This window comes from Enterobacter cloacae complex sp. IR5401, from assembly GCF_049238425.1.
In the GTDB taxonomy this organism is placed as follows: domain Bacteria; phylum Pseudomonadota; class Gammaproteobacteria; order Enterobacterales; family Enterobacteriaceae; genus Enterobacter; species Enterobacter hormaechei_C.
Genome location: NZ_JBMKHN010000012.1, coordinates 64,326 through 83,060, shown reverse-complemented (window position 1 = coordinate 83,060; position 18,735 = coordinate 64,326). Strand labels below are relative to the sequence as shown.

The following is an 18,735-nucleotide window of genomic DNA, read 5'->3' as shown; positions in this document are numbered from 1 at the left end:
GGGGTTATTGCTGTACGAGAGTCGTGACCCGCTCTGCCGGGACGGCAGGCCACAGGCTTCCCTGCATTGCACCAAAATTGAAGGGCAGCACGCGTTGTAAGATGCCGTGATCGTCAATTCCCGAGACCATGACCGACTGACAGTGCGGCGCGATCTGCCAGAGAATAGCGCGCATAAAAGGCTCAAACGAGAGTGCCGAGACACGCTGCTGGATAAAGTTTTTATCCAGAACCACCCGTTTGAACAGACCATCATAAACCGGCTTAAGGGACGCAGCCCCTGCACCGAAGTTAGCCAGCACTAGGGGGAAATGGATCGCCATTCTTGCCAGACAGGGATCGTCTTTCCCGTTATTTAAACCTGGATAGTTCTCATTAACAGTAAACTCAAGAAACGGATATCGTTCAAGGATTGAAACAGCGTTCTCATTAGTTAATAAAAACTCAACAATTGCAGGTGTAATATTGATCCATGCAATTAACTGATGCTGAATAAAAAATAGCTTACAGGTATCGAGTAATTGTAGTTTCTCCTGAAACAGCGCTAATTCATCTTCCTGAGAAAGATGTGGGATAACCAGTTCAGTCGGGATCCGTACGTCCGCACCCACGCCAGTAAAGTTAACCAAAATCTCTAAACCTTTAAGCAAACCTGCACTATCACGCGCCGGAAGGAGTAAAAGTTCAGACTGGTAAGCATTATCTAGCGTAATAATCATCGCGCTTGTCCTGCATTAAAGATGAGAGAGAACATCCTGGAGCAATTGCAGGCACAATTCCACTGTCTTGATTTTAATAAGGTTAATTTCATTCTTTCCGTATTAATTTTCAGATTTTTCCCTGAATCTTAATTAATTTTATCCTGGTTATTGAATAATAGCCAGTTTTAGATAAAACAGGCACATGCGGACATAAATAATTGGGCAAAAAATTTAACTTTAATCAACCCGCAAGAAAAGCCTGACGTCTATTTTCACCGCCAGGCCCTCCGCACTGCATTTTTATGCAGCGGTTAAATACGTCTGGCCTGCCAGAAGTTTTTACGCCAGTAAACATTATCCAGAGAGGAGCGCATCACGCCACGGCTGGTCGAGGCATGAATGAACTGATTATCGGTGTCATAAATGCCGACATGAAGGCCGCTTTCACCGGAGCCCGTTTTAAAAAAGACCAGATCGCCGGGCAGGAGTTCGTCTTTATCAATTTCAGTGCCGATTTTCGCCTGCATACGCGTTTCTCGCGGAAGCTGGAGGTCAAATTTATCGCGGAAGGTCATCAGCACGAATCCTGAGCAATCCACCCCGCCCCGGCTCATGCCGCCGTAGCGATAAGGGGTGCCGCGCCAGTTGCTGAGCTGATCGTTCAGGCTGGCAATGACCGTAATGGAATCGGAAAGCCGTGGGTTGGGCGGAGGTGCACGATGGCTGCTGCATCCTGCAAGAAATAGCGCCGCAACAAGGAGAAACCAGAATCGCATTTCAGACGAATCCTCTGCTTTTTTTGTTCTTTCGGTAATTTAGCGTGCATCTATGCGACTGTGCAAGAAAGGTTATTCCTGCGCCGTGGAAATGAGCATCTTGTGGCCTTCAATATCCAGCCTCCGGAACGACATGTGGTAAGCGCTCGCAAGATTGGCGGCCGTCAGCACGTTGTCGCGCGTTCCGCTGGCAATCAGTTTGCCACGCGCCAGCAACCACACCCGATGCGCGTGGCGCAACGTATGGTTTAAATCATGGCTGCTCATCACAATGGCGATCCCCTTGCGACATAGCGCGCTGAGCAGGGTATCCAGCGCTGCCTGTTGGGCAACGTCCAGCCCGCTCATCGGCTCGTCCAGCAGCAGCATCCGCCCGTGAGGATTTCCCGCCGGATGGATCTGAAGGATAACGGCGGCCAGACGCACGCGCTGCCACTCGCCGCCGGAAAGCTGATTTGCCTGCCGGGTGAGCTTATCGTCTAACCCGAGCGCCGCAGCAACCTCGTTGAGCAAGCCCACCTGATTTTTATCAGGCAGATGCAGCGTCAGGTAGTGCCAGACGGGCATCGCAAAGGGCGGAACCTGCTGCTGAACCAGGTAGCTTCGACGGGAGGCAAGTGTAGCGGGTAGCCAGTCGACGAGCGATTGCCCGAGAAAGGTTATCTCTCCTTCCCCGGTGGTCAGCCCCGCCATGCGAGCCAGCAGCGTGCTTTTTCCGGCGCCGTTTGGCCCAACCAGGTGAAGGATTTCACCTGCGTTGACTGCGGCAGTCACAGGCTCAAGACGTCCCTTCCCGGCAACGTCCGTGAGCTGCATCACCAGCGTCATTATTTCGCCAGCGCCAGCTTGATTGATTCCATCACGATAGGATCTTCAGGCGTCATGTCAGGCGAAAAACGCTGCACGACCTGACCGTCACGTCCAATCAGGAATTTTTCGAAGTTCCACAGAATATCGTCCGGATAGAGCGGCGCGCGGCCTTTACTCGCCATACGCTCATAGAAACCACTCTCTTCAGGCGCAACGGCGGTCGGCGCCGCGGCCACCAGTTTGGCATACAGCGGATGACGATTTTCCCCGTTCACGTCAATTTTGCTGAACATCGGGAACGTCACGCCATAGGTTGTGCTGCAAAAGGTCTTAATTTCCTCTTCGCTGCCCGGCTCCTGGCCCAGGAACTGGTTGCACGGGAAGCCGAGTACGGTAAAGCCGTCTTTTTCCCAGGCTTTATGAATGTTTTCCAGCTGTTCATACTGCGGCGTAAGGCCACATTTCGACGCCACGTTCACGATGAGCAGCACCTTGCCCTTGTAGCCTTCCAGCGTGGTTTTCTCGCCGTCAATGGTCGTCACTTCGGTATTCAGAATATCAGGCTGCATAGCATTCCCTCAGGTTGACTTACAGGTTGTGTTTTAACGTCCAGCTTTTAATAGTAGCCAGATAAAGACCGGCGCGCCCAGCGTTGCGGTCACCACGCCTATGGGCAACTCAGCGGCCGTCAGGGCGAGTCGGGCGATGATATCGGCAACCAGCAGCGTTGCCGCCCCGGCAACCGCCGAGGCCGGGAGCAGGGTTCGGTGGTCCGTCATGCCGCACAGACGCAGCATATGCGGGATCACCAGCCCAATAAAGCCAATCGCCCCCGCCAGCGCCACGCTTACGCCCACCATCCAGCCGATGGCGATAACCAGCACGTTGCGCCAGAATCCAATCGGCATCCCGAGCTGGCGAGCAGACGTTTCGCCCAGCGCGAGAATATTCAGCGGCTGCGCCTGGAAAACCATCCACAGGATAGCCGGGATCAGGAGCACCATCAGCCACCCCTGACGCCAGTCGACGCCACCAAATCCCCCCATCATCCAGTACATTAACTGGCGCAGATCGAAGGAGGTGGAGAAGTAGACGGCCCAGGTCATCAGCGCACTACAGATGATCCCCAACGCTACCCCGGCAAGTAGCAGCCGGCTGGTGGATAAATGGCGACGAGCAAAGCGCAGAAGGATAAGGGTTATCAACAGCGCGCCAAGGATGGCGCTGAGGCTAATCCCCCAGCCGGAGAGCTCGCCTCCCCCCAACATCACGGCGGCGATAAGCCCGACGCCTGCACCATTCGAGACCCCGAGAAGCCCGGGTTCCGCCAGAGGGTTTTCAAATAATGCCTGCATGATCGTACCGCACAGCGCCAGCGCAGCGCCGACTAAAAGGACAGCCAGCGTCCGCGGCAGGCGGATCTGCCAGACAAAGAGCTGCCCTTCAGGCGTAAACCAGCTTTCCGGCCCCAGCCACCGATCGCCCGCGCACAGGCTGACGGTGGTGGAGACAATCAACAGCACCCCGAGCAGACACAGGCGGCGGAGATCGGAGCGGTGCTGAAGACGGGCAAGATCAAGCATAGACGATAGGTTATCCGGTTGAGATATCATTGATTTTACGGCGGGTTTAGCAAATAGCGCAAAGAAAAAAGGCCGCGTGAGCGGCCTTTTTAGTTAGTTCATATTACTCTGCTTTGGGCGTTGCGTTTTCGACACGGCTTTTTAACTTCTGTCCGGGTCTGAAGGTCACCACGCGGCGGGCTGTAATGGGAATATCTTCCCCCGTCTTCGGGTTACGGCCCGGACGTTGGTTTTTGTCTCGCAAATCAAAATTGCCAAAGCCGGAGAGTTTAACCTGCTCACCATTTTCCAGAGCACGACGGATCTCTTCGAAAAACAGCTCTACCAGCTCTTTGGCATCCCGTTTGCTAAGCCCAAGCTTATCAAACAGATATTCTGACATTTCAGCTTTTGTAAGCGCCATAGGTTCAATCCCTCAATGATGCCTGGAATCGCTCTTTTAATGCCTCTACACATTTGGCGACGGTAGCGGCAATCTCCTCTTCTTCGAGTGTACGGCTGGTATCCTGAAGGATAAGGCTAATAGCGAGGCTCTTGAAACCTTCTGCTACGCCCTTGCCGCGGTACACGTCAAATAAGTTTACGCCAACTACCTGATTTACGCCAACTTTCTTACATTCGGCCAAAATATCTGCTGCGGGCACATTTTCAGCGACCACAACCGCGATATCACGGCGGTTTGCCGGGAAGCGTGAGACGTCCTGCGCCTGAGGAATGACGCGGTCTGCAACCGGGTTCCACTCCAGTTCGAATACGATGGTACGGCCATTCAGATCCAGCTTACGTTCCAGTTCCGGGTGAACAACCCCAATGAAACCAACACGTTTGCCGTCTAAATAGATCGCCGCACTCTGACCCGGATGCAGGGCTGGAATCGCTTCTGCGCGGAATTCAATTTCGGATAATTTACCGGTCAGATCGAGAATCGCTTCCAGATCGCCCTTCATATCGTAGAAATCAACCGTCCCTTTTGCCAGGTCCCAGTGCTCTTCATAGCGGTTACCGCTGATGGCGCCGGCCAGCATGAGATCCTGACGGATGCCTAAATTCGCCTGAGTATCCGGTACAAAGCGCAAACCGCTTTCGAAAATACGCACGCGGTTTTGCTGACGGTTCTGGTTATAAACGATAGTGCCCAGCAGTCCCGTCCACAGGGACAGACGCATCGCTGACATCTCGCTGGAAATCGGGCTTGGCAGGATCAGCACTTCCTGACCCGGGTGGATCAGCTGTTGCAGCTTAGGATCAACGAAGCTGTAGGTGATCACTTCCTGGTAGCCTTTGTCGTTCAGCATGGTTTTCACACGCTTCAGAGACAGATCGGCCTCGCGATGGCTGCCCATCACCAGACCCGCCTGCACCGGCTCGTCAGGGATGTTGTTGTAGCCGTAAACGCGGGCCACTTCTTCCACCAGATCTTCTTCGATCTCCATGTCGAAACGCCAGGATGGCGCAACGGCTTTCCACTCGTCCTGACCTTCTGTGACTTCGCAGCCCAGGCGCGTCAGAATGTCGGTCACCTGCGCATCGGCAACGTGGTGACCAATCAGGCGATCCAGCTTGCTGCGGCGCAGGGTAATGGTCGCACGCTTCGGCAGTGTCGCTTCGTTGGTCACATCAATTACCGGACCCGCTTCACCGCCGCAGATATCGATCAGCAGGCGAGTTGCACGCTCCATCGCTTTGTATTGCAGCGCAGGATCCACGCCACGCTCGTAGCGATGAGAAGCATCAGTGTGCAGACCGTGACGGCGTGCGCGGCCAGTGATGGAGAGCGGGCTGAAGAACGCGCATTCCAGCAGGACGTTTTGCGTCTCGTCGTTAACGCCAGAGTGCTCGCCGCCGAAGATACCGCCCATCGCCAGCGCTTTGTTGTGATCGGCAATCACAAGGGTGTCGGCGTTCAGTTTCGCTTCGCTGCCGTCCAGCAGAACCAGGGTTTCGCCCTCTTTCGCCATGCGCACGACGATCCCACCTTCGATACGATCTTTATCAAAGGCGTGCATTGGCTGGCCCAGCTCCAGCAGAACATAGTTGGTGACGTCAACCACGGCGTCGATAGAACGGATACCGCAGCGACGCAGTTTCTCTTTCATCCACAGCGGGGTTGGCGCTTTAACGTTAATACCTTTCACCACACGACCGAGGTAGCGTGGGCAGGCCTCAGGCGCGTCTACCTGAATCGGCAGCACGTCACTGATGGTTGCCTCAACCGGTGCGATCTCCGGCACGTTCAGTTCGGTCTGGTTTAGCACGGCCACGTCGCGGGCCACACCGATGATGCCTAAGCAGTCGGCACGGTTTGGCGTTACGCTGATTTCGATGGTGTTGTCATCAAGCTTCAGGTATTCGCGGATATCGGTACCGACTGGCGCATCCTGCGGCAGTTCAATAATGCCGGAGTGATCGTCGGAAATACCCAGTTCGGAGAAGGAGCACAGCATACCTTCAGACGGCTCACCGCGCAGCTTAGCCGCTTTGATTTTGAAATCGCCCGGCAGTACCGCACCGACGGTCGCCACGGCCACTTTCAGGCCCTGACGGCAGTTTGGCGCACCGCAGACGATATCCAGCAGACGATCACCGCCCACATTGACTTTTGTTACGCGCAGTTTGTCAGCGTTAGGGTGCTGACCGCATTCAACCACTTCGCCCACGACCACGCCGGTGAAGGCGCCAGAAACCGGCTCTACACCGTCAACTTCCAGACCCGCCATGGTGATCTGGTTGGAAAGCGCGTCGCTGTCCAGCGTGGTGTTCACCCATTCGCGTAACCACAGTTCACTGAATTTCATTGTTCTGTCCTGCCCTTATTTAAACTGTTTGAGGAAACGCAGATCGTTTTCGAAGAACGCACGTAAATCGGTTACGCCGTAGCGCAGCATGGTCAGACGCTCCATGCCCATACCGAACGCAAAGCCGGAATACACTTCTGGATCGATACCCACGTTGCGCAGCACGTTTGGATGCACCATGCCGCAGCCCAGCACTTCCAGCCATTTACCGTTTTTACCCATCACGTCAACTTCCGCAGACGGTTCGGTGAACGGGAAGTAGGACGGACGGAAGCGAACCTGCAAATCTTCCTCAAAAAAGTTGTTCAGGAAATCGTGCAGCGTGCCTTTCAGGTTGGTGAAGCTGATGTTTTTATCAACAATCAGACCTTCCATCTGGTGGAACATTGGGGTGTGGGTCTGATCGTAGTCGTTACGGTATACGCGACCCGGCGCGATGATGCGGATAGGCGGTTCCTGTTCCTTCATGGTACGGATCTGAACGCCGGAAGTCTGGGTACGCAGCAGACGGGTAGCGTCAAACCAGAAAGTGTCGTGGTCAGCACGTGCCGGATGATGGCCAGGAATGTTGAGGGCATCGAAGTTATGGTAATCATCTTCAATTTCCGGGCCAGTCGCCACGGTAAAGCCGAGCTCACCGAAGAAACTTTCAATACGATCGATAGTACGGGTAACCGGATGCAGACCGCCGTTTTCAATACGACGACCCGGCAGAGAAACGTCAATCGTTTCTGCCGCCAGACGCGCATTCAGTACTGCGCTTTCCAGCTCGGCTTTACGCGCGTTCAGCGCTTGCTGTACCTGCTCTTTGGCTTCGTTAATCACTGCACCGGCTGCAGGGCGCTCCTCTGCTGGCAGTTCACGCAGGGTAGTCATCTGAAGGGTCAAATGCCCTTTCTTGCCCAGATATTCGACGCGGACATTGTCTAACGCGGCAACATCTGAGGCCTGGTTAATGGCGGCCGTTGCACTGGCAACCAGCTCTGCGAGATGTGACATGGTTTTCCTCATTATGTCGGTGCAGACACCGAATTGTTGGACGTATTCTCTTAACTTCAGGCACAAAAAAAGCCTCCATCGGGAGGCTTATCTGGCGCTGTTTTTCGTTTCATCTTTCACGCGCTAGCCTCCTGAAGTCAGGTGCTAAAGTAAAAGAAGAAGCGGAAAATAGCAGCATTCATGCTTGCGTTACCTTGTAGGGTAAAAACCGTTAAGACCTTATTGAAAAGCCTGCACGGATAAATGTCAATCTTCTGATGGTGTTAAATGAAAAGAGGAGGCAAAGCCCCCTCTCTCAACTGGCTTATGCCAGTGCTGCTTTCGCTTTTTCGACCAGAGCGGTGAACGCTACTTTGTCGAATACTGCGATGTCAGCCAGGATCTTACGGTCGATTTCAACAGAGGCTTTTTTCAGGCCGTTGATGAATTTGCTGTAAGAAATACCGTTCTGACGTGCTGCTGCGTTGATACGCGCAATCCACAGTTGACGGAACTGACGCTTACGCTGACGACGGTCACGGTAAGCGTACTGACCTGCTTTGATAACAGCCTGGAAGGCAACGCGGTATACGCGTGAACGCGCACCGTAGTAGCCTTTAGCTTGTTTCAAAATTTTCTTGTGACGTGCACGTGCAATTACACCACGTTTTACGCGAGCCATGTGTGCTCTCCTGTATCTATTCTAAGTTAAAAAAGTTAAACGTTAACGACTTATGCGTACGGCAGGCACGCGATGACCAGGCCCAGATCGCCTTTAGAAACCATGGCTTTTGGACGCAGGTGACGTTTACGCTTGGTAGCTTTCTTAGTCAGAATGTGACGCAGGTTAGCGTGCTTGTGCTTAAAACCACCTTTACCGGTTTTTTTGAAGCGCTTAGCAGCACCGCGTACGGTCTTAATTTTTGGCATTTTAATAACTTCCACTTCGCATTGTTAAATAAACGAAACATAGGCGAACAAAACCTATGAAACCCGAAGGCTCCACAGATTTTGCTGCTTGAAGGCCTTACTGTTTCTTCTTAGGAGCGAGCACCATGATCATCTGGCGGCCTTCGATCTTCGTAGGGAAGGATTCGACTACTGCCAGTTCACTCAGATCGTCACGGACGCGGTTAAGCACTTCCATACCAATCTGTTGGTGGGCCATCTCACGACCGCGGAAACGCAGCGTGATCTTGGCCTTATCGCCATCTTCCAGAAAGCGAATCAGGCTGCGGAGTTTTACCTGATAATCGCCATCGTCGGTACCAGGACGGAATTTGATTTCCTTAACCTGGATAACTTTTTGCTTCTTCTTCTGTTCCTTAGAAGACTTACTCTTTTCATAAAGGAACTTGCCGTAGTCCATGATACGACAAACTGGCGGTTCGGCGTTAGGGCTGATTTCAACTAAATCTACTCCAGCTTCTTCAGCCTTTTCGATCGCTTCTCTCAGACTCACAATCCCCAGCTGCTCGCCTTCCAGACCTGTTAAGCGAACTTCCTGGGCGCGAATCTCGCCATTGATACGATTCGGACGTGCCGTTTGAACTCGTTTTCCGCCTTTAATACCTTATTCCTCCAGTTGTTGAAGACTGCGGCTGCGAATCTCTTGTTGCAGCTTCTCAATCACTTCACTTACGTCCAGGCTCCCCAGGTCTTTACCACGGCGGGTGCGAACGGCAACTTTGCCTGCTTCCACCTCTTTATCACCACAGACCAACATATACGGGACACGACGTAAAGTGTGCTCGCGGATTTTAAAGCCAATCTTCTCATTTCTCAAGTCTGCTTTTACGCGAATGCCCGCATTTTGTAGTTTCTGCGTCAATTCTTTAACGTAATCCGCCTGAGAATCGGTAATGTTCATCACCACGACCTGCACTGGCGCAAGCCAGGTTGGGAAGAAGCCTGCGAACTCTTCGGTCAGGATGCCGATGAAGCGCTCCAGTGAACCGAGAATCGCACGGTGAATCATAACCGGCACCTGACGCTCGTTGTCTTCGCCAACATAAGAGGCGCTTAAACGCTGCGGCAGGGAGAAGTCCAGCTGTACCGTTCCGCACTGCCATGCGCGATCGAGGCAGTCATACAGGGTAAATTCAATTTTCGGACCGTAGAATGCGCCCTCGCCCAGCTGGTATTCGAACGGAATACCGTTCTCTTCCAGCGCTACGGCGAGATCCGCCTCTGCGCGATCCCATGTCTCATCGCTGCCGATACGTTTTTCCGGACGCGTTGAGAGTTTGACCACGATCTTCTCGAAGCCAAAGGTGCTGTACATATCGTAGACCATACGAATACAGGCGTTAACTTCTTCACGGACCTGATCTTCAGTACAGAAGATATGCGCATCATCCTGAGTAAAGCCACGAACACGCATCAGACCGTGCAGCGCACCTGATGGCTCGTTACGGTGGCAGCTACCGAACTCCGCCATACGCAGCGGCAGATCGCGGTAGGATTTCAGACCCTGGTTGAAGATCTGAACGTGGCCCGGGCAGTTCATTGGCTTGATGCAGTATTCACGGTTCTCAGACGAAGTGGTGAACATCGCATCTTTGTAGTTGTCCCAGTGGCCGGTTTTTTCCCACAGCACACGGTCCATCATGAACGGGCCCTTCACTTCCTGATACTGGTACTCTTTCAGCTTGGAGCGCACGAACGTTTCCAGTTCACGGAAGATAGTCCAGCCGTCGTTATGCCAGAACACCATCCCCGGCGCTTCTTCCTGCATATGATACAGGTCAAGCTGCTTACCGATTTTACGGTGGTCACGCTTAGCCGCCTCTTCCAGGCGTTGCAGGTATGCGTTCAGGGCTTTCTTATCGGCCCACGCGGTACCATAGATACGCTGCAACATCTTGTTGTTGCTATCGCCACGCCAGTAAGCGCCTGCGATTTTCATCAGTTTGAAGTGATGACAGAAGCGCATATTCGGCACGTGCGGACCACGGCACATGTCGACGTATTCCTGGTGATGGTACAAGCCTGGCTTGTCATCATGAGCGATGTTTTCATCAAGAATCGAGACTTTGTAGCTCTCGCCGCGCTTCACGAAGGTTTCACGCGCTTCGTGCCAGCTGACTTTCTTCTTAATGACGTCATAGTTGGTTTCGGCGAGCTCGTGCATACGTTTTTCGAGCGCGTCGATATCTTCCTGGGTCAGGGTGTGGTCAAGGTCAACGTCGTAGTAGAAACCGTTGTCGATAACCGGGCCGATCGCCATTTTGGTGTTTGGCCACAGCTGCTTGATAGCATGGCCTAACAGGTGCGCGCAGGAGTGACGAATGATCTCCAGACCTTCTTCGTCTTTCGCGGTGATGATCGCAAGCGTTGCATCGCTTTCAATCAGATCGGACGCGTCTACCAGCTCGCCGTTTACGCGGCCTGCAACGGTTGCTTTTGCAAGTCCAGGACCGATATCCAGGGCAACATCCATTGGGCTAACAGCGTGGTCGAAATGGCGTTGGCTGCCATCAGGAAGAGTAATTACAGGCATTTTATATCCTTATTTGCAGTGATGCCCCACACATAAGAGCATATACAAAGAAAATAATCGTGATTAAACAGTAGATTACGAAACCATCTGACCAACAATCGTCAAATTGGTTCGTCATCATTCACCGGCCGATTTCAGAATAATGCGGGTTTACGACAGGCGACGTAATGGTAACACTATTGACAGGGCGAATGCACCTTCCAGCGACCGTTTTGAACCGCACATCCTGTTGTCTGCATTAATGAACTTTTGTTGACGGGTGCTCGCAATCCGAAAGTGCTGAGCTATTCTTGATCTGGTCCTTAAACATCGAAGGGGTATCACATGAACGTATCGAGTAGAACCGTTGTGATATTAAATCTACTTTCCGCTGCTGGCCTGGTATTGATTCTGGCTGACAGATTCCATTGGTTTTAAGCCGAACCGGTGTTCCGGCATAACCTGTTCTCCCTTGTTGAGCGCTTTCTGGCGCAGACTTTGGTAGACTAAGGGTATCAACTGACAAGGATTAGGTTATGCCAACAAAAAGATTTGCCGTGAAGCACTGGAAAATGGTCGTGGTGTTAATTGCTATTTGCGGCGCGATGTTGCTGCTGCGCTGGGCCGCTATGATCTGGGGCTGATATTTTGTCAGCGAAAACCTGCCGTGAATTTACTGAATAAATCTTAACTATCTTTACGATAATTTATGGTCCAAAACCGTTACGTCATAAGCCGGTTTTCGACAGGCTGTGGCAGCGTATATATTCCGTCACACGTGGCAGTTGAAATATCAGGACCACTCACCCGCCACCAGCTTATGTACATCAAATGCATCATTCATTGACTGGCCGGTAGACTGAGTGCCAGGGGCAATGTTGGAGCCTGCTTCTACATCAGAGGCTTTAGCGATCCCGATTGGGCTGTTAACGTCATTGGCAGGTTGCGTATTATCAGCAGCAAATACGCCAAATGAAAGTGCGGAAAGCACCATCGCTGCTGTAGCGGTTTTGATTTTTTTCATAAATTTATTCTCATACTTATTTAATGCGATATGCCTGAGGCAAGTTTTCCGCCTGTGCCGTAAGTGTAGATCTGGATCACATTCTTGCCTAGTCAAATTATTTATCAATTCGTGTCAAATAAACTGAATAAGCCCTGGCCAGCTAATTATGGAGAAATTATGAAGATGAAACCAGACACATTATTTTAAAACGCCGTTTAATATAAATAAGCACAGTTTCAGAAAATAAAAAACGGGCCGGGATTATTCTCGGCCCGACGATATTACATTTTATAACCTAATGAAATCGTGGTTCGGCGATCGGTATGTTCCGGTGCAGAATCAGGTGGGGATGAGTTCCAGGTTACGTTGTACGCCACCTTGAGTCCAAAGTGTTCATTGATCGCCACGTTCAACGCACTTTCTGAGTTCAGCGTTGTATCTTCAGCACCAAACACCGACACACCCTGGGTGAATTTTGCGTTGTCGGTCATCTGCCATGCATAGGTGCCCGATGCATAACCCAGCGGCTGGGTTTCATCTTCGCCGTTGGTGTACTCGTCGTAACGGACACCCGGACCGAATTCAAAACGCAGGCTGTGCACCGGCCCATTGAGGAACTGACGACCATAACCCGCAGTTACGACATCACGCTGGCGATAGCCGTTGTAGCGGTCAGTCAGCCAACTCGCCTGCCCGAACAGGTAGTCATAATCGGTCATGTTGTATCGGCTACGTCCGCCTACCGCGTATTTCTCCGATGAGCGTTGATCGTTAGCAGAGGTGTTGCTGGCATTTCCCCACAGCGACCAGGCCGTGGTGTTGCCGTACCAGGTCAGGGTGCTGTCTGCGGTCAGGGAGGAGCTTTTCGTATTACCGGATTGCGCCAGATACCCGGCATTCACGTTACCTTCAAAGGGTTTTTTGGCAGTGGAGGGATCGTCCATGACAGTAAAAACGGTATCATCGGCGGTTGCATTCAGTGACGCAAATACGCCACCCGCCAGCATCAGTGCTGCGGGTACTGTCTTCAAAAGCTTCATTTTATTTAAGGAGTCCGTACAACATAAAAAGAGACCGTCACGGTCTCGGAAACTTTCTTGCGGATCAATGACAAGGCGACCATAGAAAGGTAACAAATTATAAAAAGCCGCAAATAACATAGCAATATTTTCTTCTTTCATTTTTTGAATAAGAACGATCCCAAAACGCGTTTTATTTTATATGCCCGGCGCAGCTTATTTGTCAGCATTCATATTTAAAATCATACTGTTATTTACGTTGCCTTCCTGCCAAACGGTGCCAGGCTTAAAAGAACCCATGATAAAAGGAGGTCATGATGGCTTCGATTTATACGCTGACACTCTCCCCTTCCCTCGACTCCGCGACCATGACGCCGCAAATCTACCCGGAAGGTAAGCTGCGCTGTAGCGCGCCGGCGTTTGAGCCGGGCGGCGGCGGCATCAACGTGGCGCGCGCTATTACCCATCTCGGCGGAAAAGCCACCGCCATCTTCCCCGCTGGCGGCGCCACGGGAGAACATCTGGTGGCGTTGCTGGCAGATGAACAGGTGGCCGTAGACACCGTCGACGCTAAAGACTGGACCCGGCAGAATCTGCATGTCCATGTTGAATCCAGCGGCGAGCAATATCGCTTTGTGATGCCGGGGGCGATATTGACCGATGATGAGTTTCGTCAACTGGAAGAGAAAGTGCTGACCATTGAAAGCGGCTCATTACTGGTGATCAGCGGTAGCCTGCCGCCGGGCGTCAAAACAGAGAAACTGACGGCGCTGGTTCAGGCTGCGCTCCAGCGCGGCATCCGCTGCGTTGTCGATAGCTCGGGCGAAGCCCTGAAGGCGGCGTTAGAACCCGGACAACTTGAACTCGTTAAACCTAACCAGAAAGAGCTCAGTGCCCTGGTTAATCGAGAACTCAGCCAGCCTGATGACGTTCGTACTGCCGCAGAAGAGCTGGTACGTACGGGCAAAGCGCATCGCGTTGTTGTTTCTCTCGGTCCTCAGGGGGCGCTGGCCGTCGATAAGACGGGCTTTGTGCAGGTTGTGCCACCGCCGATGAAAAGCCAGAGCACCGTGGGTGCCGGTGACAGTATGGTTGGCGCGATGGTGCTGAAGCTGGCGCAGGGCGCTTCGCTTCTGGAGATGGCACGCTATGGCGTCGCGGCAGGGAGTGCAGCCACCATAAACCAGGGAACGCGTCTGTGTTCGCTTGCGGATACCCAGAAAATTGTCGATTACCTCGAGAGAAGCTGAACCTGCTTCCCCTTCCCATGGAAGGGGAAGTCGCTAAACAGAGCTTATCGACTATGCTAAGAAAACTTTCAGGATAACAACGAGGTGAATTATGAGCAGTGGTGATATCACCCGCTACGTCGTAACCGTGAATATTCATGAGGCGTCGCTGACCGAACTGAATGAACTCAACAACGCGTTCACGCGCGCCAATTTTCTGCTTACGCTGACGGACGATGAGGGCAATATTCACGATCTCGGCTCACTGGCATTTGGCCTGATAAGCCCGCTGAGTCAGGAAGAGGTGAAGGCGCTGGCCAGTAGCCTGGTGGAAAGCGTGACTGACAAAGCCACGGAAATTGATGTGGATAGCTGGGAAAACTGGCATAAAAAAGAACAATAAGTGCCCTGTATAAAATTAAACCGCTCAGTTGTGCGTTAGTTCCTGTTTTTTTATAGCCGTTTTGCGCTAACTTTATGATCTGGCAGACAACATGGGAGAGACATCATGTGGCAGGCTATCAGTCATCTTTTAAGTGAGCAGCTGGGTGAAGGTGAAATTGAACTGCGTAACGAACTGCCAGGCGGAGAGATCCATGCCGCATGGCATTTACGTTACGCCGGGCGCGATCTTTTCGTTAAATGTGATGAGCGCGAATTGCTCCCCATTTTTACTGCCGAAGCCGATCAGCTTGAGCTGTTATCGCGCAGTAAAACAGTCACCGTTCCGCAGGTTTTAGCCGTCGGCAGCGATCGTGACTATAGCTTTCTGGTGATGAACTATCTTCCCGCGCGTCCTCTGGATGCGCATAACGCCTTTATTCTCGGGCAACAGATCGCCCGTTTGCACCAGTGGAGCGATCAACCTCAGTTTGGGCTCGATTTCGATAACGACCTCTCCACCACCCCACAGCCAAACGCATGGCAGCGCCGCTGGTCGACTTTTTTCGCCGAACAGCGCATCGGCTGGCAGCTGGAGCTGGCCGCTGAAAAGGGATTAGCGTTCGGCAACATCGACGCGATTGTTGAACATATTCAGCAGCGTCTGGCTTCGCATCAGCCTCAGGCTTCCCTTCTGCACGGTGATTTATGGTCAAACAACTGCGCGCTTGGGCCTGATGGTCCCTATATATATGACCCGGCCTGCTACTGGGGCGACAGAGAGTGTGACCTCGCGATGCTGCCGTTGCACCCTGAACAGCCGCCGCAAATTTATGATGGCTATCAGTCTGTCTCGCCGTTACCTGCGGGTTTCCTTGATCGTCAGCCGGTTTATCAGCTGTACACCTTGCTAAACCGGGCTATTTTGTTTGGCGGGAGTCATCTGGTAAATGCCCAGCGGGCGCTGGACCGTATTCTGGCGGCATAGCGGGAAGGGGCAGCATCACGCCCCTTCCCTTAGGATTTACAGGAAGCCAAGCAGCGTAAAGAAGAAATACCCGGCCACAATGATGATGACCGGCAGGATGTAGAGCGGGAAAAACTGCACAAAAATGGTATGACGCGGAACGACAATGCGCGATTCGATCTGCTCGCGGCTCATCCCGTCAGGGCCTTTCGCCTTCTCAAGTATCAGCTGATCTTCCACCCCTTCGCGTAAAAAGCGGGTCTGGCGACTCATGCGCGCGCCGGAGGCCTGCAACGCCATCGCGATAAATATCAACGCATAGATTATCCAGAAACCGACATTCAGCTGGTGGTGAAAATCCGGCGTGGGGGAGTTGAACCAGAAGACGTTCAGGAACGGAGTGTTAAACCGCATCATCTCAATCATGACGTGGGCAAAATCAAGCATAACGGCATTGATGCCCGGCTGTTTTTCGCTGTGATCGTACATAAATTTGAGTACGGAGATCAGCGTTGAAATCAGGGCGGGAATAAAAATAACCCAACCAGCAACACGTTTTAAGACCGCGATGCGTCCAGCTTGTTGATACGTCATTAGTTCCTCTTCATAAAGACGCGTTATTTGTGCCTAAGTCTACCTGCTGTCGGTCAATTTCGCCCGCTCTTTGCATGCAATATGCTAAATTGCTTGTGCTTAGCACCGTTCGTCTTACCCCAAGATAAGGAGATGTTGTAATGTCGACACCGCGCCAGATACTTGCCGCTATTTTTGACATGGATGGATTGCTGATTGATTCCGAACCCCTGTGGGATCGGGCTGAACTGGACGTGATGGCCAGCCTCGGCGTCGATATCAGTCGTCGTAACGAGCTTCCCGATACCCTGGGGCTGCGCATCGATATGGTGGTTGACCTTTGGTATGCCCACCAGCCATGGGTTGGCCCGGATCGCGACGAAGTTACGGCGCGCATTATCAACCGCGCCATCTCCCTCGTAGAAGAGTATAAGCCTCTGTTACCGGGCGTACGCGACGCTATCGCCCTGTGCAAGGCGCAAGGGCTGAAAGTGGGACTGGCCTCCGCCTCACCGCTGCATATGCTGGAAAAAGTGCTGACGATGTTCGGGCTGCGCGACAGCTTCGACGCGCTGGCCTCGGCCGAAAAGCTTCCGTACAGCAAGCCACATCCGCAGGTGTATATGGACTGCGCCGCGAAACTGGGGCTGGATCCGCTTACCTGTGTGGCGCTGGAAGATTCGGTTAACGGCATGGTGGCGTCCAAAGCCGCACGTATGCGCTCCATCGTTGTGCCGGCTGAAGAAGGCCGACACGATCCCCGTTTTGCCCTGGCGGATGTCAGGCTGACGTCTCTTGAAGAATTGACTGCCCGCCATCTGCGTGGGGAGTAACGCTCTTTCAGGCAGCTTCGGCTGCCTGTCCCGCAAAATCAAAACAACGTTTTACTTTATTTGCTTTTCTCATTCCAGACTCCTATTCTTACGTGCAGAATGACAATAACCTGACTTCTGAGGCGCGTATGATACTGGATGCTTTTACTCTGGCAGGAAAAGTGGCGATGGTGACCGGGTGCGATACCGGTCTGGGGCAAGGCATGGCCATTGCCCTCGCCGAAGCAGGATGCGATATCGTGGGGGTTAACCGCAAGGTTCCTGACGAAACGGCAGCGCGCGTTACGGCGCTGGGACGACGCTTTATCGCGATTCGCGCCGATCTTGGCAAGCAGGAGAGTATTCAGAGCGTGGTGGATACCGCAGTCGCTGAGATGGGCCGCATCGATATTCTGGTTAACAATGCCGGCACCATCCGCCGTGCCGATGCGCTGGAATTTAGTGAGAAGGACTGGGACGAGGTCATCGATCTCAATCTGAAATCAGTCTTTTTCCTCTCTCAGGCAGTGGCGAAACAGTTTATCGCGCAGGGTCAGGGCGGCAAGATCATTAACATTGCTTCCATGCTCTCCTTCCAGGGCGGCATCCGGGTGCCCTCCTATACGGCGTCCAAAAGCGGCGTGCTGGGCCTCACCCGCCTGCTGGCGAACGAATGGGCGCCGCTAGGTATTAACGTGAACGCTATCGCGCCAGGTTATATGGCGACCAATAACACCCGGCAGCTTCGCGATGATGAGCAGCGTAGCCAGGCGATCCTCGACCGGATTCCGGCGGGCCGCTGGGGTCTCCCGAAGGATTTACAGGGTCCGGTGGTGTTTCTGGCTTCAAGAGCATCTGATTACGTTAACGGTCATACTCTCGCCGTAGACGGTGGCTGGCTGGCGCGCTAACCGCGCGTTTGTGACAAAGAGTTACACCGTCACCTCTTTCACACACTGTATAAAAACCCTATACTGTATGAATCGACAGTTTACTGGGTTTTATCATGACGGCGGAAGGCCACCTGCTTTTTTCACTTGCCTGTGCAGTGTTTGCCAAAAACGCTGAACTGACCCCTGTGCTGGCACAGGGGGACTGGTGGCATATTGTCCCTTCCGCCGTACTTACCTGCCTGCTGCCGGACATAGATCATCCAAAGTCATTCCTTGGCCAGCGGCTAAAGTGGATTTCAAAGCCCATCGCCAGAGCCTTTGGTCATCGCGGGTTTACCCACAGCCTGCTGGCCGTATTTGGCCTGCTTACACTCTTCTATTTAAAGGTTCCGGAGAGCTGGATCGTCCCGGCGGATGCCATTCAGGGCATGGTGCTTGGCTACTTAAGCCATATCCTCGCCGATATGCTGACGCCAGCGGGCGTACCGCTGCTCTGGCCCTGCCGCTGGCGTTTCCGCCTGCCAATCCTCGTGCCGCAAAAAGGCAACCAGCTGGAGCGCGTTCTGTGCATGGCGCTGTTTGCGTATGCCGTCTGGATGCCGCAGACATTGCCCGAAAATGGTGCAGTGCGCTGGTCATCGCAGATGATCAACTCGCTGCAATTTCAGTTCAATCGTTTTATTAATCACCAGATTGAACATTAAACCGACAATATAATCACTTTTGTCATAA

The 18,735-nt window shown here is 52.8% G+C and carries 24 protein-coding genes and 1 other annotated feature; of the genes, 8 read left to right on the top strand and 16 right to left on the bottom strand.

The window, feature by feature from the left end:
- Window positions 1-4: 4 nt before the first annotated feature.
- The 13 genes from ACOTX1_RS17160 to thrS all read right to left on the bottom strand — a co-directional run bounded on the left by ACOTX1_RS17160 (window position 5) and on the right by thrS (window position 11,144).
- Window positions 5-718 (bottom strand): EAL domain-containing protein, encoded by a 714-nt coding sequence (locus ACOTX1_RS17160; RefSeq protein ID WP_003857794.1) that lies wholly within the window; start codon window positions 716-718, stop codon window positions 5-7.
- A gap of 293 nt (window positions 719-1,011) precedes the next feature.
- Window positions 1,012-1,476: an NlpC/P60 family protein gene (locus ACOTX1_RS17155; protein WP_015570730.1), complete on the bottom strand. Its 465-nt coding sequence runs from the start codon at window positions 1,474-1,476 to the stop codon at window positions 1,012-1,014.
- Window positions 1,477-1,548: 72 nt separating this feature from the next.
- Complete coding sequence (gene btuD, locus ACOTX1_RS17150; protein WP_023315930.1) at window positions 1,549-2,304, bottom strand: vitamin B12 ABC transporter ATP-binding protein BtuD; 756 nt, start codon at window positions 2,302-2,304, stop codon at window positions 1,549-1,551.
- On the bottom strand, window positions 2,304-2,855 hold the full coding sequence (locus tag ACOTX1_RS17145; protein WP_023315929.1) for a glutathione peroxidase: 552 nt from the start codon (window positions 2,853-2,855) through the stop codon (window positions 2,304-2,306). The genes btuD and ACOTX1_RS17145 overlap by 1 nt, the downstream gene beginning before the upstream one ends.
- Window positions 2,856-2,888: 33 nt before the next feature.
- Window positions 2,889-3,869 carry a vitamin B12 ABC transporter permease BtuC gene (gene btuC / locus ACOTX1_RS17140; RefSeq protein ID WP_023315928.1) on the bottom strand — a complete coding sequence of 327 codons (981 nt, stop codon included), beginning with the start codon at window positions 3,867-3,869 and terminating at the stop codon, window positions 2,889-2,891.
- 103 nt (window positions 3,870-3,972) lie between these two features.
- A complete protein-coding gene (gene ihfA, locus ACOTX1_RS17135; protein ID WP_003857805.1) occupies window positions 3,973-4,272 on the bottom strand; it encodes an integration host factor subunit alpha in 300 nt (99 codons plus the stop codon).
- A gap of 4 nt (window positions 4,273-4,276) precedes the next feature.
- A complete protein-coding gene (gene pheT / locus ACOTX1_RS17130) occupies window positions 4,277-6,664 on the bottom strand; it encodes a phenylalanine--tRNA ligase subunit beta (protein ID WP_032667094.1) in 2,388 nt (795 codons plus the stop codon).
- Window positions 6,665-6,679: 15 nt separating this feature from the next.
- Complete coding sequence (gene pheS, locus ACOTX1_RS17125) at window positions 6,680-7,663, bottom strand: phenylalanine--tRNA ligase subunit alpha (RefSeq protein ID WP_003857809.1); 984 nt, start codon at window positions 7,661-7,663, stop codon at window positions 6,680-6,682.
- Between the two features lie 62 nt (window positions 7,664-7,725).
- Window positions 7,726-7,850, bottom strand: a sequence feature (Phe leader region).
- Entirely contained in the window at window positions 7,801-7,845 is a 45-nt protein-coding gene (gene pheM, locus ACOTX1_RS17120) for a pheST operon leader peptide PheM (protein ID WP_001386830.1), read from the bottom strand. (Overlaps the previous feature by 45 nt.)
- 117 nt (window positions 7,851-7,967) lie before the next feature.
- Complete coding sequence (gene rplT / locus ACOTX1_RS17115) at window positions 7,968-8,324, bottom strand: 50S ribosomal protein L20 (RefSeq protein ID WP_000124850.1); 357 nt, start codon at window positions 8,322-8,324, stop codon at window positions 7,968-7,970.
- Window positions 8,325-8,374: 50 nt separating this feature from the next.
- Entirely contained in the window at window positions 8,375-8,572 is a 198-nt protein-coding gene (gene rpmI, locus ACOTX1_RS17110) for a 50S ribosomal protein L35 (protein WP_001124225.1), read from the bottom strand.
- Between the two features lie 97 nt (window positions 8,573-8,669).
- Window positions 8,670-9,212: a translation initiation factor IF-3 gene (gene infC, locus ACOTX1_RS17105; RefSeq protein ID WP_023616141.1), complete on the bottom strand. Its 543-nt coding sequence runs from the start codon at window positions 9,210-9,212 to the stop codon at window positions 8,670-8,672.
- A 3-nt stretch (window positions 9,213-9,215) separates the two neighbouring features.
- Window positions 9,216-11,144 carry a threonine--tRNA ligase gene (thrS, locus tag ACOTX1_RS17100; RefSeq protein WP_263522448.1) on the bottom strand — a complete coding sequence of 643 codons (1,929 nt, stop codon included), beginning with the start codon at window positions 11,142-11,144 and terminating at the stop codon, window positions 9,216-9,218.
- Window positions 11,145-11,468: 324 nt separating this feature from the next.
- On the opposite strand from thrS, the gene yncL reads away from it, so the two are divergent.
- On the top strand, window positions 11,469-11,561 hold the full coding sequence (yncL, locus tag ACOTX1_RS17095) for a stress response membrane protein YncL (RefSeq protein WP_071785204.1): 93 nt from the start codon (window positions 11,469-11,471) through the stop codon (window positions 11,559-11,561).
- 98 nt (window positions 11,562-11,659) lie between these two features.
- Complete coding sequence (yniD, locus tag ACOTX1_RS17090; protein WP_003857815.1) at window positions 11,660-11,767, top strand: small membrane protein YniD; 108 nt, start codon at window positions 11,660-11,662, stop codon at window positions 11,765-11,767.
- A gap of 149 nt (window positions 11,768-11,916) precedes the next feature.
- Here yniD and ACOTX1_RS17085 read toward each other — a convergent pair whose 3' ends face one another.
- Both ACOTX1_RS17085 and ACOTX1_RS17080 read right to left on the bottom strand, forming a co-directional pair.
- A complete protein-coding gene (locus ACOTX1_RS17085; RefSeq protein ID WP_003857817.1) occupies window positions 11,917-12,147 on the bottom strand; it encodes a hypothetical protein in 231 nt (76 codons plus the stop codon).
- Window positions 12,148-12,410: 263 nt separating this feature from the next.
- Window positions 12,411-13,169, bottom strand: a complete 759-nt coding sequence (locus ACOTX1_RS17080) for a DUF481 domain-containing protein (RefSeq protein WP_026080717.1) — start codon at window positions 13,167-13,169, stop codon at window positions 12,411-12,413.
- 296 nt (window positions 13,170-13,465) lie between these two features.
- On the opposite strand from ACOTX1_RS17080, the gene pfkB reads away from it, so the two are divergent.
- The 3 genes from pfkB (at window position 13,466) to ACOTX1_RS17065 (ending at window position 15,746) form a co-directional block, all read left to right on the top strand.
- Window positions 13,466-14,398: a 6-phosphofructokinase II gene (gene pfkB, locus ACOTX1_RS17075; protein ID WP_263522467.1), complete on the top strand. Its 933-nt coding sequence runs from the start codon at window positions 13,466-13,468 to the stop codon at window positions 14,396-14,398.
- 91 nt (window positions 14,399-14,489) lie between these two features.
- Entirely contained in the window at window positions 14,490-14,780 is a 291-nt protein-coding gene (gene ghoS / locus ACOTX1_RS17070) for a type V toxin-antitoxin system endoribonuclease antitoxin GhoS (RefSeq protein WP_003857822.1), read from the top strand.
- Between the two features lie 105 nt (window positions 14,781-14,885).
- Window positions 14,886-15,746, top strand: coding sequence for a fructosamine kinase family protein (locus tag ACOTX1_RS17065; protein ID WP_022650899.1), 861 nt, complete (start codon window positions 14,886-14,888; stop codon window positions 15,744-15,746).
- 36 nt (window positions 15,747-15,782) lie between these two features.
- Here the strand turns inward: ACOTX1_RS17065 and ACOTX1_RS17060 are convergent, their stop codons facing one another.
- The gene (locus ACOTX1_RS17060; protein ID WP_003857823.1) at window positions 15,783-16,319 is read right to left on the bottom strand and encodes a YniB family protein; all 537 of its coding nucleotides are present in this window, start codon (window positions 16,317-16,319) and stop codon (window positions 15,783-15,785) included.
- 140 nt (window positions 16,320-16,459) lie between these two features.
- Here ACOTX1_RS17060 and hxpB point away from each other — a divergent pair, with 140 nt between their 5' ends.
- The 3 genes from hxpB (at window position 16,460) to ACOTX1_RS17045 (ending at window position 18,707) form a co-directional block, all read left to right on the top strand.
- On the top strand, window positions 16,460-17,131 hold the full coding sequence (gene hxpB, locus ACOTX1_RS17055) for a hexitol phosphatase HxpB (RefSeq protein ID WP_003857825.1): 672 nt from the start codon (window positions 16,460-16,462) through the stop codon (window positions 17,129-17,131).
- A gap of 128 nt (window positions 17,132-17,259) precedes the next feature.
- Complete coding sequence (gene kduD, locus ACOTX1_RS17050; RefSeq protein WP_022650898.1) at window positions 17,260-18,021, top strand: 2-dehydro-3-deoxy-D-gluconate 5-dehydrogenase KduD; 762 nt, start codon at window positions 17,260-17,262, stop codon at window positions 18,019-18,021.
- 95 nt (window positions 18,022-18,116) lie between these two features.
- On the top strand, window positions 18,117-18,707 hold the full coding sequence (locus ACOTX1_RS17045) for a metal-dependent hydrolase (protein ID WP_015570742.1): 591 nt from the start codon (window positions 18,117-18,119) through the stop codon (window positions 18,705-18,707).
- The last annotated feature ends 28 nt before the right edge of the window (window positions 18,708-18,735 follow it).

Bases quoted from the DNA above. Each gene is read 5' to 3' on its own strand.
- pheT (WP_032667094.1), bottom strand. From the start codon at position 6,664: ATGAAATTCAGTGAACTGTGGTTACGCGAATGGGTGAACACCACGCTG.
- hxpB (WP_003857825.1), top strand. From the start codon at position 16,460: ATGTCGACACCGCGCCAGATACTTGCCGCTATTTTTGACATGGATGGA.
- ACOTX1_RS17085 (WP_003857817.1), bottom strand. From the start codon at position 12,147: ATGAAAAAAATCAAAACCGCTACAGCAGCGATGGTGCTTTCCGCACTT.
- rplT (WP_000124850.1), bottom strand. From the start codon at position 8,324: ATGGCTCGCGTAAAACGTGGTGTAATTGCACGTGCACGTCACAAGAAA.
- ACOTX1_RS17065 (WP_022650899.1), top strand. From the start codon at position 14,886: ATGTGGCAGGCTATCAGTCATCTTTTAAGTGAGCAGCTGGGTGAAGGT.
- ACOTX1_RS17080 (WP_026080717.1), bottom strand. From the start codon at position 13,169: ATGAAGCTTTTGAAGACAGTACCCGCAGCACTGATGCTGGCGGGTGGC.
- btuC (WP_023315928.1), bottom strand. From the start codon at position 3,869: ATGCTTGATCTTGCCCGTCTTCAGCACCGCTCCGATCTCCGCCGCCTG.
- rpmI (WP_001124225.1), bottom strand. From the start codon at position 8,572: ATGCCAAAAATTAAGACCGTACGCGGTGCTGCTAAGCGCTTCAAAAAA.
- thrS (WP_263522448.1), bottom strand. From the start codon at position 11,144: ATGCCTGTAATTACTCTTCCTGATGGCAGCCAACGCCATTTCGACCAC.
- ACOTX1_RS17045 (WP_015570742.1), top strand. From the start codon at position 18,117: ATGACGGCGGAAGGCCACCTGCTTTTTTCACTTGCCTGTGCAGTGTTT.
- pfkB (WP_263522467.1), top strand. From the start codon at position 13,466: ATGGCTTCGATTTATACGCTGACACTCTCCCCTTCCCTCGACTCCGCG.
- ACOTX1_RS17160 (WP_003857794.1), bottom strand. From the start codon at position 718: ATGATTATTACGCTAGATAATGCTTACCAGTCTGAACTTTTACTCCTT.
- ACOTX1_RS17155 (WP_015570730.1), bottom strand. From the start codon at position 1,476: ATGCGATTCTGGTTTCTCCTTGTTGCGGCGCTATTTCTTGCAGGATGC.
- ghoS (WP_003857822.1), top strand. From the start codon at position 14,490: ATGAGCAGTGGTGATATCACCCGCTACGTCGTAACCGTGAATATTCAT.
- ACOTX1_RS17060 (WP_003857823.1), bottom strand. From the start codon at position 16,319: ATGACGTATCAACAAGCTGGACGCATCGCGGTCTTAAAACGTGTTGCT.
- pheS (WP_003857809.1), bottom strand. From the start codon at position 7,663: ATGTCACATCTCGCAGAGCTGGTTGCCAGTGCAACGGCCGCCATTAAC.
- yncL (WP_071785204.1), top strand. From the start codon at position 11,469: ATGAACGTATCGAGTAGAACCGTTGTGATATTAAATCTACTTTCCGCT.
- ihfA (WP_003857805.1), bottom strand. From the start codon at position 4,272: ATGGCGCTTACAAAAGCTGAAATGTCAGAATATCTGTTTGATAAGCTT.
- ACOTX1_RS17145 (WP_023315929.1), bottom strand. From the start codon at position 2,855: ATGCAGCCTGATATTCTGAATACCGAAGTGACGACCATTGACGGCGAG.
- btuD (WP_023315930.1), bottom strand. From the start codon at position 2,304: ATGACGCTGGTGATGCAGCTCACGGACGTTGCCGGGAAGGGACGTCTT.
- yniD (WP_003857815.1), top strand. From the start codon at position 11,660: ATGCCAACAAAAAGATTTGCCGTGAAGCACTGGAAAATGGTCGTGGTG.
- kduD (WP_022650898.1), top strand. From the start codon at position 17,260: ATGATACTGGATGCTTTTACTCTGGCAGGAAAAGTGGCGATGGTGACC.